We start from the raw sequence: 15,126 nt of genomic DNA on the forward strand, positions 1-15,126 counted from the left end.
TCACCTCTTATTCTTTTCAATCTTCTGGGGAAGTGTAATCTTCATGTTTCCTACTTTTATGGACAGAGGAGCTTGAACTTTAGGGATAAGTTTTGTTATCGCTGGAGGTTCGCCAATTATCCATTCTTTCACTTTAACCATTTTGTATGGTCCTTGATCTGCTGGAAGTCCTGAGAATCCGAAGAAGAAATCCATTACAAGATCCTCCTCAACTCGATGTAAGTTAGAATGGAGTAAATGACGAGGAATTCAAGGAAAAAAGCAAGAGCTATTAATATTGGTAGAGGATTTTTAAGTGGTAATAGAACTGTAAAAGTTATCGTTACTGGACTTCCAAGAAAAGAAAACCTTGCTAAGTTTCTCAGCTCTTCAAGAGTTCCAAAGTTATTTTTCTTTACCGATAGGAAAACAATTCCTGCTGTTACTATTATTGGAATTATTAAGGAAAAAGGAGACAGCAGAGTTAGAAAGTAGAGGATCATGCCGTGGCCGAAAATCAAAGTAAGCTCTTTAATAAGAAGTTTACTCTGATAAAAGGTTTCCTTTACTGGAGAAGAAAAGAACTGCATTTTACCCTCCACTAATTGCCTTTTCAATTTCAGGAATTCTTGCTCCTTCAATGACTTTTCCGTCAGATAAAATGAAAGTAGGTGTTGCAGTTGCTCCCGTCTTGTTTGCTTCTATGAGATTTTCTTTGAAGAGCTTTTCTGCTTCGGATGTGGGTTTAAAGTTTGCAGGAATCCTTAACTTTCCTTTAAAGATTTTTGCAAGAACTTCTGCTCTTGTCTCTTTCGGTTGACTGAAAATAAACTCAATTGCTCTTTTACTTGCATCTCCGTGAACAGGAAGGAAGTAAACATAAAAGGTGGCTTTTCCTTCTTCAGCATAGTGTCTTAGTGCATTGCATGCCCTTTTGCAGAAAGGACAGGTAGGATCAGTAACAACAATAATTTTCCTTCCTTTACCACTTCCAACCTGAATGGCTTTTGACAGGTCTATTTTCGAAACGTCAACCTTATGTTCTATTCCGAGAGCTCTCTCAATTTCTCTTTCTCTGAAGCCGATTATTACTTTTCCGTTTTCTGTTATGAAAGTTGGAGTTCCTCTGATACCTGCTTCTTTTGCAAGAGTTAACATTTCCTGGATTTTCTCCTGTCCATCTTCACATGTTTTGCTTCCATAACTGTCTTTTAAATAGTCTTCAAAAGTTTTTCCTTCACAGATAAAAGATTCTGCTTTTCTGTCAGCTCCTTTGTGGAATGGAAGAGGAAAGAAAACAAGTTTTACGGTTATGCCGTTTTTATCTGCAAATTCCTTGACGGTTTTCTTAAATCTGTTGCAGTAAGGACAGTTTGGATCGGTAATGAAGTAAAGAATCTTTCCTGTAGCATTTGCAGGTTTATAGATAGTGGCTGTTAGTTCATCAAGTTTTCCTTTTAGTCTTTTAACCTGTTCTTTTCTTATTTTTGCTATCTGCTCCTGAGTAATCTGCCTTCTGTTTGAAAACATTTCTCCTGCAAGGACAAAATCCTTTGTCGCATAGATAGGAACGAACTGACCATTGATGTTCAAAATCATTTCACACAGTCCGTTAATTTCTCTCTTTGACATTACCTGGTATGGTGGAATAGGGGCATGTTTCTGAAGAACTCGGTCAGTTATCTCCTCACATACTCCTGCAAATGCGGTTGAACCTGCAAGAATCCCTAAAAGTAACGTTCTCACAATCATTTTTCACTCCTTCTGCTTTTTAAAGGAGTTTAGCCATCCTTTTTATTTCAATCAAGGGACTCACCAGATGTTAAGAATATTTAACACCTCATGAGTCCCTTCAAAATTCTTTCTACCTTCTCTACCATTCTGACAGAGAAGGAGGAACTATGGCAGTTTTGAAAAAAATTGCAGAGTTTCTGGGTATTTACGAGGACGTTTCAGGGGTGGAACGGGAAGAGATAGAAAATCTCCTTTTTCGGGAGAGACTTTCAAAGTATGTTATGCCAACTGCTTTTGATGAAGAACTTGAACTTTTTCTTTGCGATGATGATACGGCAGGTTTTGGTTTTGAACTTTATCCGAAGATTGGAACTGGAATAGATACTGTGACCATAATGAAGAACATATTTAACGATCCATCAATTCCCGAAGATACCATTGTTCAATGGACATTTTTTGCTTCTCCTTACTTTGATTCCTACCTCGACAGATACACTAAAAGCAGGGAAAAGAAAACATCTTTTGTTGCAGAAAAGTATGCTGAGTTTCTGAGACAACACCGATATGAAGGTTTTTACAACAGTTGGAATGTTCCAGTAAGGGACGGATTGCTCTTTGCGACATTCAAGGTTCCCTGCAAAACAGATGAATATGAAGCAAAGAGCAAAGATATAGCTGATCTCAGGGACAGCATACATGCGACTCTTTCTCAGGCTGGACTATATCCCAAAAACATGACTCCTTATAGTGTCTTGAAGTTTTACTATTACATTCTGAATCCTTCTCATGCTGTAGATTCAAAAATCATCTATGACGAAGAAACCGAAATAAGAGAACAGGCTATCTGTCATGATACCTTAATTGAACAGTATGATTCTTTTTGTAAGGTAGATGGCTTCTACACTAAAGCTTTAACAATTAAGAAGTATCCTTCCACGGTATCTATTGCTCAAACCCTGGAGTTCACCGGTTCTGTTATGTCTCGTGATAGAAACCAGATAAACGTTCCCTTCACTCTTTCTCTTTTGTTGAGAAAAGCCACCAGGAAAGAAAAAGGACAACTTTTGAAAAAAGCTGAAGTTGTGATGAAACAACAAAACTTTTCGGCTCTTTCCACCAGACTTCAGCAAAGGCAGGAGGATTTTGTCCACCTTACGAGAAATCTTGAAGAAGGAGAAATACTCTGGAAAGGATGTGTGGTATGGAACCTGATGTCTCAAGATTACGAAAAACTCAGGAGCTCCGTACAGGTGGTTAAGAACTTTATGTCGCAGAAAAGCTATGAACTTCAGGAAGAGCTCCTCAACCTTCCTTTCCTTCTTTCAGCTACGCCCTTTAACCTTGTAAGGGAATTCACAGAACAAAAATTTCAAAGGTTTAAAACTTTCTTAGCAGATAATGTTTCCCATCTTCTTCCTATTCAGTGGGACTGGAAGGGAACAGGAACTCCCACAATTCCTCTTCTTTCAAGAAGAGGTCAACTGATGTTTATTGACCTCTGGGATACTAACGGCGGTATGAACGGTATTGTTACTGCTCCAATGGGAAAAGGGAAATCCGTTCTGGTGAATCACATTGTAGCTTCTTACCGTTCTTTACCAAAGACGGTAATAAGAATTATAGATGTTGGAAGGTCCTACGAAGGAATAGCCCGTCTCTTTAACGGTGAATTTGTTGACGTTACTCCTGATAATCCAATAGTGGTTAATCCTTTCTCGGAAATAGAGGATCTTGATAAACAGATGAAGTTTCTTGTGGACATAGTTGACAAGATGATAAAGCCGAATGAAAGGTGTTCTGATACAGAAAGGGGAATGATTCAGATAGCCATAAAAGAGGCTTTATCCAAACATGGAGACAAGACAGACATAAGACACGTCAGAGATGAGATATTTTCCATCGGAAGGCAAGAAGGAAAAGAAGAGTTTTTGAAGCTTGCTGAGTTTAATCTTGCCCCATGGTGTGACGGTCAGTATGCAAAGTTTTTCATAGGAAAGAATGAAGTTAACTTTAAAGATAGACTTGTGGTTCTGGAACTTGGAGCTGTAAAAGACAACAGAGAACTTATGTCCCTTCTTTTAATGACACTTTTCTTCCACATAAACAAAGAGATTTATCTTGGTGACAGAAGTATAAAGAAGCTTGTTATCTGGGATGAAGCCTGGCGGTTCTTCCAGGATGAAGAAATGCTCAAGTTCATTGAACAGGGAGCGAGAGAATATAGAAAGTTCAATGGTTCAATTATCACCATAACTCAAAACATTTCAGACTTCCAGAAAAATGATGTAACGAAAGTCTTGAAATCCACTGCTGACTTCATGTTTATCTTGGAACAAAAACCTGAAGAGTGGGAGAAGATACATAGAGATAAAGAGCTTGATATATCTGAGTTTGAAAAAGATGTCCTGAAAAACACTCTTAAAACCCTCAAAGGTTACTGGTCAGAAATCTACATGGTTACTCCAAGAGGAAGAGGAATCGGGAGGCTTATTCTTTCTCCCTTCTTTTACTGGCTCTATACAACCGATGCTCATGATGTTGCACTCAGACAAAAGTTTATGGCTGAAAGCTCTTCCATAGAAGAAGCAATCCAGAAATGCATTGAACATACTGCAAAGAGGTAAAGGATGAAAAAACTGCTGTTTTTTCCGTTAATTCTTCTTGCTTTTGGTTGTGGAACTTCAGGAAAAGAAGTGAAGATTAAATGTCTTGGGAATGACTGTCCAGAAAAGAAGAAAGAAGCAAAACTTTCCGGGGACATTGACGAGGAAATCAGAAAACTTTTATCAGAGATTCAGGCAAGGAAAGAACTTGGAGCTGGAACAGAAGACCTTGAAAAGAAACTTGCTCTTTTAATTGAAGAGAGAGCTAAAAGGATAGCCCGACAAAAACTAAAACAAGAAGAAGCTACATACCATAAAGAGAAAATGGAAAAGGAACTTGCTATTCTCAAAACAGCTCCGACACCAATAAAAGCACCTGATACGGTAATAAGAGTGTTGATCTTTCCTTACGTTGATTCTAATGGAGTTCTCAATGCTGCTAAATACACTTTTTTAACTGTTGAAACAGGTAAATGGATAATAGGGAACTATCTCCTTACTCCTGCTAAAACAGAAAAAATCAAGAAACCTCTTATAGACGAAAGGATAAGGAAGTACCTCAATGAGAAAAGGATTGGTATTAAGTAGTTTAGCTCTTTTATTGCCTCTATCGGCATTTGGAGATGGCGTTACTCTTCCAGAGGTAAAGGAAGCTGTTGGCTATCTAATGGATGACGTTTCTACTATTCAAAAAGAGATGAGACTCCTCAGAAAGGAAATAAAGGCACTCAGAAAAAAAGTTACTTTACTGGAACAGCAGATTAGGGAAGAAAAAAACAGGCAGAACTCTACGAAAAATTTGCCTTCCTTCTTTAGAAAAGAAGATTACAAAGGAAAGCTGGTATTTGCTGGAACTTTTAGAAGTTTTTCCCATGCTCTTATGAGAACTCAAAACTTACTGGAGCTAAACCTTTCTCCAGATGTGTTACTCCTTCATAACGGCATGTTTTCAGTTGTTCTCAAAAGCAATAACAGGGAAAGAGCTATCTCTTTATGTTCTCTCCTTAAAAGAAAAGGAATTGAATGTTTTGTTGGCAGGAAGGATAAATATGTTCTGCGAGTTTTTCCTGTGTCACGGTTGTTTGCTGAGGCTGAAAAGTTACTGAAAGGAAATGATTCTGTAGAGATAGACGGATTGAGATTTATAAAAACAGACCTTCTCTCTGCAAAGCCTTACCTGTGCAAAAAGGTTAAGGATGGCTACATAGCACTGCTTACTGGAGGTGTTCTTTGAATTACGTTGTCAACTTCTTTATCTCATTAATTGTTTCACTTTCGGTGGTTGCAGGATATGCCTTTTTCTGGAACAGACCTCATGAAGAACACTTCTACGTTCTTGACATGAAGAAAGTTCTTCAGGAACAGCTCAAAGGCGTGGGAAAGATTAACGATCCTCAGCTTCTGGAAAGGTTTTTAAAGCTCAATGCAGAAAAGCTTCAGACGATTACTGACAGTTACGACGGAATAATCCTTATAAAAGGGAGCGTGGTAGAAAATGAAGAGGTTAGAGACATTACGCAAGAAGTTATTTACAGGCTCAGTCTCAAAGGAAACGGCTCTTAACACTATTCTTTTCATTTTCCTCTTGGGTGCAATTGTTCACTTTATTGGTGAGAATATCGGGAAGTTTATCTACAACACCAGTGCTTCTCTGCCTCAGAAACTCTTCTGGCTTAACGAGCTTGATAAAACTCCGGAAAGAGGAGAATTTGTTGTTTTTTACTTTAAAGGTTCTGAGTATTATCCACGGGATTACAGAATGGTTAAACAGGTCAAATGCCTTCCAGGGGATATGCTGGAAGTTGACAGTCAGAAAAGGTATTACTGCAATGGGGTTTACATAGGAACTGCCAGAGATACGGATTCAAAAGGTAAACCAGTCGAAAATTTCCTCTGGAATGGAAGAATCCCGCAGGGTAACTACTTCGTGATGGGAGTACATCCTCTTAGTTACGACAGCAGATACTGGGGATTCGTAGAACAGAAAGACATTGTTGGAACAGCAATTCCACTATTTTGAGGGGACACTATGATAATCAGGAAATCCAGCAAAAAGAGAAAGAAAAAGAAGGATCAAGATGAATGTATTTGCGAGGAGAGAGAAGAACGTTATGACGATTACTTTCCTGATATAAGGACTGATGAGAAAGCTGTTGAAATATACAGGGAGATTACCGATGTATCTGAATAGGTATCTTCTTCCTGCTGCACTTCTTCTTTTTACCAATGTTTACGCAAGCACTTATCCAATAGTTGAACCTGATTTGCTGACGGAGATTCAGGAAAGAGCGAAATACGTGAACTATTCAGCTATCAAAAAAAGATTTGAGGAGCTTTATAAACATTACAAGCCGAAAGAAATAGTGCAGCTTCCACCTGCAAAGAAAAGTTACAGCTACCTTGTTGATATGACCTATGAACTTCCCTTTGATGTTCCAAAAGTTGATAAAAGCGGCAGGATAGTGGGAATTCTCTATCCAAAAGGTTTCAAGTTTAATCCACTCAAGTATATTCCCGTTGATCCTCCTGTTCTGATAGTTTTCAACGGCAACAGTAAAGAAGAAATCAATTGGGTGGAAAAGCACATCAAAAGTTTTCCAGCCTATCACAAGCTGATAATCACTGACGGTAACTGGCAGAAGCTGACAAAGAAATTCAAAGAACAGGTTTACTTCCTCACTCCGCGAATAAAAGAGCGTCTGAACCTGAAAGAAACAATATCTGTTGTGAGAAGAAAAGGGGACTATATGAAAGTGAAAGTGATAGCAGTTAACTGTGAAAACATACTTGCGAGGAAAAACAGACAATGAGGAAAGTCCTCTTCTCATTGGTTGTTTCTATTTTGCTGTTTTTAACTGCTCAAGCTTCTGTTCCAGGATGTAAAGCAAGTCCTGCTACTACTGCCAGAATCATAGCTACAGCTATGAAGACTATCTATAACGTTTTTCCCATTCGGATAGCTGGTATTAAGGTTCTGGATTTTAAAGGACTTGAAGATGTTGATCCAATAAGTTCTCCGGTATGTGTCTGCTGGATGGGAAATCCTCCGATTCCAAGAATAGGGATTCCTGTTTCTCTATGGGAACCGGTCAGAATTCTGGAGACTGCGAAAATTCCTTACTGTTCTCCTTTCACAGGTATGTATTTGCCAATAGGAATCAACTTTCAAAATCTTGGAGGAGGGGCTACTCAGACAGAAGGAAATCAGCACATCTCCGGTGCTCAGGTTCACTACATGATTTTTCCCGTGTGGACAGTTCTTGAGTTGTTTCTTGACTTTGTCTGCCTTGAACATACTGGCTTTGACATAGCCTATTTATCAGAGCTTGATCCACTCTGGCAGGATGAAATTCTTACGGCGGTTATAGAACCTGAAGCAGTGGTGTTTGCCAATCCAATAACTCAGTTTGCCTGTATGGTGGATTCTGTTGCTTCAACTATTGGATTTCCTCTTGATCCTCTTTTCTGGTGCATGGGAAGCTGGGGAAGTTCATATCCTCTTGCAGGTTTTTCTGAAAGCACCGATTACATAGAAGCCAACGCTGCCATTGCTGCCAAGATGATTTACAAACTTCACAGGCAGGGAATCCTTTGGGGTAGCATAGGCAGGCTGGGATTGTGCGGTAAATATCCAATGCCTATCTGGAGAAAGAGCCAGTATTCTCTTCTTCTCCTTTATCCGATTCCTGACATCATTAGAGAGCCAATCGGAAGATCTGGTTTGATCTGGGATTGGGCAAAGAACTACCCATTATCTGGAGACAACTTTGTCTGGATGCTTTATAGAAAGAGAGACTGTTGTGCCTTTTAGGAGTTGCATTGTGAGAAAGACTATTTTGCTCGTTTTTATGCTTTCAATAACAGCAGTAGCGGATGAATTAAGTCAGTCTAAACAGGTGGGAAGTAATCTCGGAAACCTGATAAAGGGCAAATATGGAAGTAAAAGCAACCTTCAGCAGAATCTTCAGTCTCCTATGTTTGGTCAGGGAGAAATGAAAACAGTTGACAACTCCCAATCTTTCAATGCACAGCTTCAGTGTCCTTCTACAAAAGAATTCCTGACAATTTCGGTTTTACCTTCCTCTACTGGAGATATAAGGATTCTGGTAAGACAGGATACCAATTTTGATGGTGAATTTGATTATTCCATAGACAGCAACAGCTATGGTTTTACAACTGCAGACAGCTCCTCAGCAGGGTTGATAAGTGGTGTATGTGCTAATGGAGTAATTGTTTGCAGACCTGGAACCTGGGATTCCTGTACATTCTGGAAGTGGACCACTACCAATAACGGAAAGCTGGCATTTGAACAGTTACCTGACGTAAAAGCAGGACTGGGAGGGTGCTATTGCATTAACAACTCATGTGGGAATGTTGTATGGAGTGCAATGGACAACATTCTCTCTTCTCTCGGAGGGGGAGCTGTTGGAGCACTAAACGAAAGCAATACCAGAGTTGTTATCAGCAGAAGCGATTTAGACGTTCAGAACCTTACAGTTTCTTATTATGGTCAGGATTCAAGGAACTGTTCAGTAGTAGGCGGTGAGGTTGAAAGCGTTGAGCAGTATTATTCAACTGGAATGATCCCTGCTGATGAACGTAGAATGAGTGAGGAAAGTGACCCTAACAGTCCTTATTATTCTCTTGTTAACTCGCCTGCCGTTAGGCATGTTTCGGTTTATACGTGTGAGAAAAAGAATATTCCTCCTTCTCCTATTACTACAAAGATAGTAACAGATCAGGGCTACGAATTACCGGAAACCTGTACCGGAAGAGAGGAAATAGGCAGTGGATTATTCAGGTGTTATTTACCTGCAAACGTAGGCCATAGTTGCGGTGTTGGTTTCTCTTATCAGTTTTATGGAAGTTTCGGAACATCGTGGCATATTCCAGACGATCCAGGAATAGAAATAAAAATAGGAAATGAGACCGTTCAATATGTTAACTCCCACTCTGATGGTGATACGCCTTCATCAGGAACTTATGAGGGTGTGTCTGATATTCTTCAGCAGGTTTCAGCCGTCTATTGGAATAATGGTGGATGTAATGGTGTTCCAACTGCCACTTTTTACGTTGTGGTGAAAGAAATTCCCGATCTCCAGATAATCTCTTCGGATACCTGTAGCTCACATGATGGATGCAGATTGAAGGACAAACAGATATGTGATCAGAACGGTCAAAACTGTGTTTATGTGGTGAAGAACTTTTCTCGGATTTCTACAAGTGTTTTACCTTTTTGTTTTGACACCACATCGTCCGAGCTTGGTCAGCAATGGAGAGTTTGTGCCGATGGAAACTCAATATCGGCAATTGGTCCAGACAGAGAGTCATATACTCTGAAAGAAGGAGAAGATAGCTGGTTCTGGATAAAGGAAACCTATGAATGCGAAGAAGATTCCCAATACGACTTCAATCTTGAAAGAACCCAAACAGTTCTGGAATCTGCAGATCCTGAGACAGGAGACTATCAGGATACTCTTGGAGAAGGGCATGTACCTCTTGATAATCTGAGAGTAGATCATGAGGAATGTCCCATTGCCTGCATGGTAAAGATTCCAGTAACCGATGGAACAGTATTCTCGGATGAGACAACACGGAACTCCACCACTTATCAGAGAGAAGTAAGACTTTGTGAGAAAGATGAAAACGGCAACTACTACTGTCCAATTTCCTCTGGGGAAGAGATAGAGCAAGATTGCGGTTGCGTGGATGGTTTTGGTTTAGCAGCCACTACTTTACAGGCTATTCATGAGGCTTCCAAAGACATTATCTGTTCAAGTTCTCCACCGTAAGAGGGAGGGAAATGAAAAAACTGTTAACTGTTTTGACCGTTTTCTCTTTTACTGCTACTGCTTATGCACTAACAGGAAGTTTCTTCCAGGATGACAGAGAATATGGATTGACAGATGAATTCTATCCCGTTTCTGAAATTGATAGTTTGAATGGTTCCCTTCCCGAAGGATGTGAGCTTTTATCTTGTGATGATGCTTTAACCCTCAAAGGTGAACTCAACTATTCTGCTGATTATTTCTTTTGCGATAAAGGAGTGATTGATAACTATAGAAATAGTATATGTTCAATAGTGGATATATCAGGACAAAAATATGTTGAGTGTAATGGAAGTTTTTTAGATACAACTTCTTTCAGAGCTTTTGTTTCCTGTCCAATTTTCTCAGAAAACGCAACTGAAAATGGGACTGATAATGCTACTCCCTATCTCGATTTTACTCCTGATAACGATACCTATTACTGTGCAAAAGATATAAATGAAACTGGTTTTTTTGATGATCCGTCAGAAATTCAGCAATGTATAGAAGCCGATAATGGAAACGGTTATGTGTGTCCAATAGACAAAGTTTCCTGTGAGGCTACTTATGAAGAACCTTTATGTCCAGAAGGAACCCTTAATACTGAAAGAGATATGTGTCAGGCTGACCCTCTGGAAATAAACTGTCCTGCTGGTTATACGTGGGATTCTTCTCTCGATAAGTGCGTGATAACTCCTACCTGTCCAGAGGGAGGAGTGTTCAATCCTGCAACAGATAGATGTGAAAAGCAGGTTATAAACGAATGTCCCGATGGATACAACTATGACCAGAATAGAGATGTCTGTTACAAGGACGTAACCTGTCCATCAGGAACGACTTACAATCCTTCAACTGACAGATGTGAGAAAGACCCGATTTATCTCTGCCCTGCTGGTTATACCTATAACTACTCCATTGATAAATGCGAAATGTCTCCATCCTGTCCATCAGGAACAACCTATAACTCTGAAAGAAATAGATGTGAAAAGAGCTTAGGAGAATGTCCTGAAGGTTATACCTATAATGCAGTTCTTGATAAATGCGTCAGAAGTGTTGAATGTCCAGACGGTGGGACTCTTAACCCAAATACTGATAAATGCGAATTAGCGGCTACTCCTGTTTGTCCAGATGGCTGGACTTTGAATGAATCAACGGGGAAATGTGAAAAAGCTCCTGTTTGTTCGGAAGGAGGAACGTATAATCCAACTTACAACTTATGTTTGGTTTCAATAATTGGAATTGTCTGTCCCACAGGTTACAGTTACAGTTCTACTTATTCAGCTTGTATAAAGTCTCCTTATTGCCCTGCTGGAAGCGTTTACAACAAGAATACGGATAGATGTGAATCTGTGCCAAGTTATGAATGTCCAGATGGTTGGAGTCTAAATTCCGATACAGGTTTGTGTGAAAGAGTTCCAATTTGTCCAGAAGGAACAACTTACAACTCTCAAAGAAATAGATGTGAAAAAAGCTTGGAAAGCTGTCCTGAAGGCTATTCTTACAATGCAGTTCTTGATAAATGCGTAAAAGCTCCAGAGTGTCCTGAAGGAGGAACTCTTGATACAGAAACCGATAAATGTGAAGTTCAGGCAACTACATTTTGTCCTGCTGGATATACGTTAAACACAAATACCAATAAATGTGAAGCAGAACCTATTTGCCCGGAAGGTTCCACCTTAGATAAAACAAACGATGTATGTCTGATAGCGGTAGAAAATACTTACTGTCCATTTCTTTACAAGTATAGTTCTACCTACAACAAATGTATTAAAAGCGTTTATTGTTCTGGTGGATATTACAACAAAACAACTAATAGATGCGAAGCCACTCCAAAACATACCTGTCCAACAGGTTATACCTATAACAGTTCAACTGGAAAATGTGAGAAAGATCCTGAATGTCCAAGTGGTATGACTTATTCGAATTCTCTGAACAGATGTATAGCCTTTGCTCAGACTCAATGTCCTTCAGGCTACACGTACAACAGCTCAACTGGAAGATGTGAGGCAAATCCTACCTGTCCAAGTGGTTTTACTTATAACTCAGTAACTAACAGGTGTGAATCGTCTGCTACTGTAAACTATAATTGTCCTTCAGGAACAAGCTATAATTCATCAACAGGGAAGTGCGAAGCAGCTCCGGATTCTCAATCTGATAGCGTTACCGCCTCTGTTTCTTGTTCTTCCTGGGGTTACAATTATAATGAGTGCTCGGTAGATGGTATTGATGAAATCAAGTCTGTTAAGTTAAAGTCGCAGGCTTCAGACGCTGCATGTAGAACTGCTTACACTGCGGATACAGGAACAGTTCTTTGTTCTTCTCAAACAACAGAAGCACCCACTCCTGGTAGTTGTTCTACTTTTGACCCCAAAACGCTCTGGTGGTGTAACAGTTGTTCTTCGTCTTACAACTGGTTAACTGGTGAAACTACTTATACATGCAACAACTGTCAATATGGAATTGTTCCGCAAAACAGTTACTATTATTACGGTTATTTTGGATGTTCTGAATGTGAAGAGGAAACTCATAATGATTGGGGATGGACATGGACTAATTATAAATGTTCGAGCTGCCAGAGTTACTGGTTGGTATCCTGGGCAACTACTTTCGGTATTACCTCCGACAGGAAGAAAATCTGGGTTAATAGTGGCTGCCGTGGAACTTTTGAAATCAACGGTAGTGGTTGCCCAATAGGTTATACCCACTATACCTCTTCCAACATTTGTGTTAAATGTCCAACAGGAACAACTTATAATTCTTCAACAGGAAAATGTGAAGCGAATCCTTCCACTACATATTCCTGTCCTTCTGGTTCTACTCTATCTGGCAGTCTTTGTATAGCCAACCCTTCCTGCCCATCTGGAGGAACTTTTGACGGAAATGCAGATGTTTGCTATACCAATCCGTCTTATTCTTGCTCGGTAGGAATTTACGACAGCTCTTCTGGATACTGTGTAGCCAATGCTTACTGTGGAGAGGGAACGCTTAATACTATTACTGATAAGTGTGAAGCTGAAGATACTCTTTCCTGTCCATCTGGATACACGTTATCAGGAAACATCTGTTATAAGTCTGTTTACTGCTATCAAGGAACCTTAGACCCCGATATTGATTATTGTGTAGCAGAACCAACTTTCGTGTGTCCTGATGGTTTTACTTACAGTTCAACCTATAATGCTTGTTATAAAGCTCCATCTTGTCCCTTACCTGGTTCTTACAATTCTTTAACCGATAAATGCGAAAGTTCTTATTTCTATACTGATTCAAGCTGTCCGAGTGGTTATACTCGTGTTGGAGATGTATGTCAGGCTAATCCTGTTTGTTCTTCACCGGGTTCTTACAGTTCTTCTTCAAACTTATGTATTGTTTCCGAAAATCTTTGTGGAGACCTCTCCTTTGATTCTTCTAATGACATTTGTTATACAAGTGCTGACTGTCAGTTGGGAGTTTTAAATACCTCTATCGATAAATGTCAGCTTGCTTCCACGCCTACCTGTGCTTCTGGTTTTACCTTAGAGGGAGATGTTTGTTACATTTCAGCTCAATGTTCAGAAGGGACTCTTGATACTTCAATAGATTACTGTAAAGCTGAAGCTCAATTCACGTGTCCAACAGGTTACAGTTATAGCTCTACCTACAATAGCTGTTATAAAACTCCTGATTGTGGTAGCGGTTCTCTAAATCCCACAAGCGATGTGTGTCAACTTGCTTATACTTTAACTTGTCCATCCACTTACTCTCTTAGTGGAACTATCTGTCAGTTAACTCCTACCTGTTTGTCTCCGGGTTCCTATAATGCAGACATTAATCTTTGCGATGCTGGAAATAACCTTTGTGGAAGCTTTTCTTTTGACGGAAATAATGATGTTTGCTATACGCCTGCTGAATGTGGAAATGGAGGAACTCTAAATACTGAAAGAGATATGTGTGAAACTGCTATAACAGGAGTAGATTGTGGGGGATATACTTACGATAGCTCTACAAAAACTTGCTATACGCTGGATAACTACTGTGAGGACAACTCCTATGATAGTTCTTACAATCAATGTATAGCAACCGTTGGCAAAAACTGTGGAACTTACAGTCTTTCTTCTGAAAATAATCAGCTTTGCATAAAGGAAATAGAGTGTCCAACGGATAGTTCTTTTTCCTTGAGTGATACTATCAGTTATTCCTCTGTTCTTGATAAATGTGTTTCAGATGCAGAACACATCTGTCCATCTGGAGATACTTACGTTTACACCTGGAATAAAGATGTTCTGAAATGCGAGCTCGTTCCTATATGTGCCAACGGAGTTTATACTCCTGAAACAGACGGTTGTTATGTTGGAGACCTAACATGTCCAGTTGGAGATTATCCCTGTTTACCAATAGGTGGGGAAAACTACTGTTCTCCTAATCCTTGTGAGAGATGGAGTGATGCCCTGGAATATGATGACACTCCAGAAGGAATAAACGATAAACAGGCAGATGGAGAGATAGACGAAAACGGTAACTGCTTGGGAACTATATACATATTCAATGGTAGGGATAAACGTTGCCGTCCTCCCGGACTTCAGACTGGTGGTTCAGATTGTTGTAGAAAGACAACCACATGGTTTGGTTTAGGAATGTGTAAGGAAAGTGAAAAAATTCTTGCCAAGCTACGTTCATGGGGACAACTTGATGGACAATGCCATTACATAGGTAGTTATTGTGCTGTAAAAGTTCTTGGTGTCTGCTTACAAAGGAAAAAGACTTACTGCTGTTTCAATTCTGTCCTTGCGAGAATAATTCAGGAGCAGGGAAGACCTCAACTTGGTATAGGCTGGGGAGATGCAAAACATCCTAACTGCAGGGGATTCACTCCTGAAGAATTCCAGAAGATTGACTTCTCAAAGATAGATTTTAGTGAATGGCTCCCTGAAATTGAGCAAAATGTAAGTAACACAATATCTAACGTCCAATCTCAAATTGAGGGGGCTGCTCAAACAATACAGGATTACTACCAACAATAGCCGAGG

General features: G+C 39.7%; 13 protein-coding genes. 10 read left to right on the forward strand and 3 right to left on the reverse strand.

Going from position 1 to position 15,126, the window contains the following annotated elements:
• The 3 genes from ACYQ3A_RS01070 to ACYQ3A_RS01080 are packed head-to-tail and all read right to left on the reverse strand — an operon-like array spanning position 1 to position 1,731.
• Entirely contained in the window at positions 1-195 is a 195-nt protein-coding gene (locus ACYQ3A_RS01070) for a hypothetical protein (protein WP_459894746.1), read from the reverse strand.
• Positions 195-569: a hypothetical protein gene (locus ACYQ3A_RS01075; protein WP_459894748.1), complete on the reverse strand. Its 375-nt coding sequence runs from the start codon at positions 567-569 to the stop codon at positions 195-197. Before ACYQ3A_RS01075 ends, ACYQ3A_RS01070 begins: the two co-directional genes overlap by 1 nt.
• A gap of 1 nt (position 570) precedes the next feature.
• Positions 571-1,731 (reverse strand): thioredoxin fold domain-containing protein, encoded by a 1,161-nt coding sequence (locus tag ACYQ3A_RS01080; RefSeq protein ID WP_459894751.1) that lies wholly within the window; start codon positions 1,729-1,731, stop codon positions 571-573.
• A gap of 149 nt (positions 1,732-1,880) precedes the next feature.
• Here ACYQ3A_RS01080 and ACYQ3A_RS01085 point away from each other — a divergent pair, with 149 nt between their 5' ends.
• Genes ACYQ3A_RS01085 through traN form a run of 10 tightly spaced genes read left to right on the forward strand, consistent with a single transcriptional unit; the run spans position 1,881 to position 15,120 of the window.
• Positions 1,881-4,337 carry a TraC family protein gene (locus tag ACYQ3A_RS01085; RefSeq protein WP_459894754.1) on the forward strand — a complete coding sequence of 819 codons (2,457 nt, stop codon included), beginning with the start codon at positions 1,881-1,883 and terminating at the stop codon, positions 4,335-4,337.
• A gap of 3 nt (positions 4,338-4,340) precedes the next feature.
• Complete coding sequence (locus ACYQ3A_RS01090; protein ID WP_459894757.1) at positions 4,341-4,904, forward strand: TraV family lipoprotein; 564 nt, start codon at positions 4,341-4,343, stop codon at positions 4,902-4,904.
• On the forward strand, positions 4,879-5,550 hold the full coding sequence (locus tag ACYQ3A_RS01095; protein WP_459894760.1) for a hypothetical protein: 672 nt from the start codon (positions 4,879-4,881) through the stop codon (positions 5,548-5,550). Before ACYQ3A_RS01090 ends, ACYQ3A_RS01095 begins: the two co-directional genes overlap by 26 nt.
• A complete protein-coding gene (locus ACYQ3A_RS01100) occupies positions 5,547-5,879 on the forward strand; it encodes a hypothetical protein (protein ID WP_459894762.1) in 333 nt (110 codons plus the stop codon). Before ACYQ3A_RS01095 ends, ACYQ3A_RS01100 begins: the two co-directional genes overlap by 4 nt.
• A complete protein-coding gene (lepB, locus tag ACYQ3A_RS01105; protein WP_459894765.1) occupies positions 5,812-6,336 on the forward strand; it encodes a signal peptidase I in 525 nt (174 codons plus the stop codon). The genes ACYQ3A_RS01100 and lepB overlap by 68 nt, the downstream gene beginning before the upstream one ends.
• A gap of 9 nt (positions 6,337-6,345) precedes the next feature.
• Positions 6,346-6,507, forward strand: a complete 162-nt coding sequence (locus ACYQ3A_RS01110) for a hypothetical protein (protein ID WP_459894768.1) — start codon at positions 6,346-6,348, stop codon at positions 6,505-6,507.
• Positions 6,494-7,126 carry a hypothetical protein gene (locus tag ACYQ3A_RS01115; RefSeq protein ID WP_459894771.1) on the forward strand — a complete coding sequence of 211 codons (633 nt, stop codon included), beginning with the start codon at positions 6,494-6,496 and terminating at the stop codon, positions 7,124-7,126. The genes ACYQ3A_RS01110 and ACYQ3A_RS01115 overlap by 14 nt, the downstream gene beginning before the upstream one ends.
• Positions 7,123-8,127 carry a TraU family protein gene (locus tag ACYQ3A_RS01120; RefSeq protein ID WP_459894773.1) on the forward strand — a complete coding sequence of 335 codons (1,005 nt, stop codon included), beginning with the start codon at positions 7,123-7,125 and terminating at the stop codon, positions 8,125-8,127. Before ACYQ3A_RS01115 ends, ACYQ3A_RS01120 begins: the two co-directional genes overlap by 4 nt.
• 10 nt (positions 8,128-8,137) lie before the next feature.
• Complete coding sequence (locus ACYQ3A_RS01125; protein WP_459894775.1) at positions 8,138-10,108, forward strand: hypothetical protein; 1,971 nt, start codon at positions 8,138-8,140, stop codon at positions 10,106-10,108.
• A gap of 11 nt (positions 10,109-10,119) precedes the next feature.
• Complete coding sequence (gene traN / locus ACYQ3A_RS01130; RefSeq protein WP_459894778.1) at positions 10,120-15,120, forward strand: conjugal transfer protein TraN; 5,001 nt, start codon at positions 10,120-10,122, stop codon at positions 15,118-15,120.
• Positions 15,121-15,126 lie beyond the last annotated feature (6 nt).

It is taken from the genome of Desulfurobacterium crinifex (genome assembly GCF_054656775.1).

Bases quoted from the DNA above. Each gene is read 5' to 3' on its own strand.
- ACYQ3A_RS01090 (WP_459894757.1), top strand. From the start codon at position 4,341: ATGAAAAAACTGCTGTTTTTTCCGTTAATTCTTCTTGCTTTTGGTTGT.
- lepB (WP_459894765.1), top strand. From the start codon at position 5,812: ATGAAGAGGTTAGAGACATTACGCAAGAAGTTATTTACAGGCTCAGTC.
- ACYQ3A_RS01080 (WP_459894751.1), bottom strand. From the start codon at position 1,731: ATGATTGTGAGAACGTTACTTTTAGGGATTCTTGCAGGTTCAACCGCA.
- traN (WP_459894778.1), top strand. From the start codon at position 10,120: ATGAAAAAACTGTTAACTGTTTTGACCGTTTTCTCTTTTACTGCTACT.
- ACYQ3A_RS01120 (WP_459894773.1), top strand. From the start codon at position 7,123: ATGAGGAAAGTCCTCTTCTCATTGGTTGTTTCTATTTTGCTGTTTTTA.
- ACYQ3A_RS01085 (WP_459894754.1), top strand. From the start codon at position 1,881: ATGGCAGTTTTGAAAAAAATTGCAGAGTTTCTGGGTATTTACGAGGAC.
- ACYQ3A_RS01115 (WP_459894771.1), top strand. From the start codon at position 6,494: ATGTATCTGAATAGGTATCTTCTTCCTGCTGCACTTCTTCTTTTTACC.
- ACYQ3A_RS01110 (WP_459894768.1), top strand. From the start codon at position 6,346: ATGATAATCAGGAAATCCAGCAAAAAGAGAAAGAAAAAGAAGGATCAA.
- ACYQ3A_RS01070 (WP_459894746.1), bottom strand. From the start codon at position 195: ATGGATTTCTTCTTCGGATTCTCAGGACTTCCAGCAGATCAAGGACCA.
- ACYQ3A_RS01095 (WP_459894760.1), top strand. From the start codon at position 4,879: ATGAGAAAAGGATTGGTATTAAGTAGTTTAGCTCTTTTATTGCCTCTA.
- ACYQ3A_RS01075 (WP_459894748.1), bottom strand. From the start codon at position 569: ATGCAGTTCTTTTCTTCTCCAGTAAAGGAAACCTTTTATCAGAGTAAA.